This is a genomic window from Cryobacterium sp. MLB-32, assembly GCF_000738085.1.
Lineage (GTDB): Bacteria > Actinomycetota > Actinomycetes > Actinomycetales > Microbacteriaceae > Cryobacterium.
Genome location: NZ_JPRS01000657.1, coordinates 1 through 1,071, shown reverse-complemented (window position 1 = coordinate 1,071; position 1,071 = coordinate 1). Strand labels below are relative to the sequence as shown.

At 58.5% G+C, this 1,071-nt stretch carries 1 protein-coding gene; it reads left to right on the top strand.

The window, feature by feature from the left end; genetic code table 11:
• Window positions 1-127: 127 nt before the first annotated feature.
• Window positions 128-898, top strand: coding sequence for a glycosyltransferase (locus tag JF66_RS20715; protein WP_035880847.1), 771 nt, complete (start codon window positions 128-130; stop codon window positions 896-898).
• Window positions 899-1,071: the final 173 nt, after the last annotated feature.

Below are 1,071 nucleotides of genomic sequence, written 5' to 3'. Positions count from 1 at the left end.
AGGGGAGCGGACGGCGTAGCCCCGGAAGCATCCAGTTTACGTGCGCGGGTCGCTCGCATCGTGACGTCGGTTAGCCTTGACATAACGATCCAATGGAAAAGGACCTGACTCTGTGCGCGGTGTAAGTGTGGTCATTCCGACCGTTCGACTCGACAAATGGCTGGACGAGGCTGTTGAATCCATTCTCGGGAGCACAGGCGTTGAGGTTGACCTCATCGTGGTGCATGACGGTGTAGAACCCGACCGATCTCGGCCGTGGACCAACGATGCGCGCGTGCAGATCGTGCACCACCCCGTTCGTCTGGGTCAAACGAAAGGGATGGAAAGCGGCTTGGCTCAGGCCCGTTTTGATCTGGTCGCCCGGTTGGACGCTGATGACCTGTCATCCCCCAATCGTTTGCACGAGCAAGCAGCGTACCTTGACGCCCACCCGGAGACGGTGGCTACGGGTACCCGGGTCATGCGAATCGACAACGTCGGGAGGGACCAACGGGAGATGGTGATGCCGACCGGTGAAGACATCCGCTCCAAACTGCTGTTTGAGAATGTTGTGCCGCACTCGTCGCTGATGTTTCGGCGAGAAACGAGCGATGCCGTCAACGGCTACAACCAGGCTCTGATGCAGATGGAGGATTACGATTTCATCCTTCGCCTCGCTACGCGCGGGCCGATTGCCAACCTTGACAAGGTCCTGACCCGGTACCGGGTGCATCCTGCGCAAACGAGCAGGGGGGCTGCTCCGTGGGGTCTGCACATCCGTAGTGTCATGGCCGACCGTGTTGAGCTTCGACGTGTGATGAAGGAGCCCAGATTGGCCTCCGCAGTCAAGAACCTGGTTTGGGGTGCCGTTCAGTATGCGCGTTATTTCGGGGTCATCCGCCCCGGGTATGAACGTTAGGAGCGGTTGATCAGTCTCTCCGTTCGCTCGTGAGAGAATCAAGGAATGGCAGCTGTTGTAGACATTAGAGATGGAATCTGCGCGTACTTGCAGGGTGGATTAGGCAATCAGCTTTTCATCGTTGCGGCGGCGTGGGAACAGGCTGATCGGCTCGGCTGTCCTCTGTACATCGA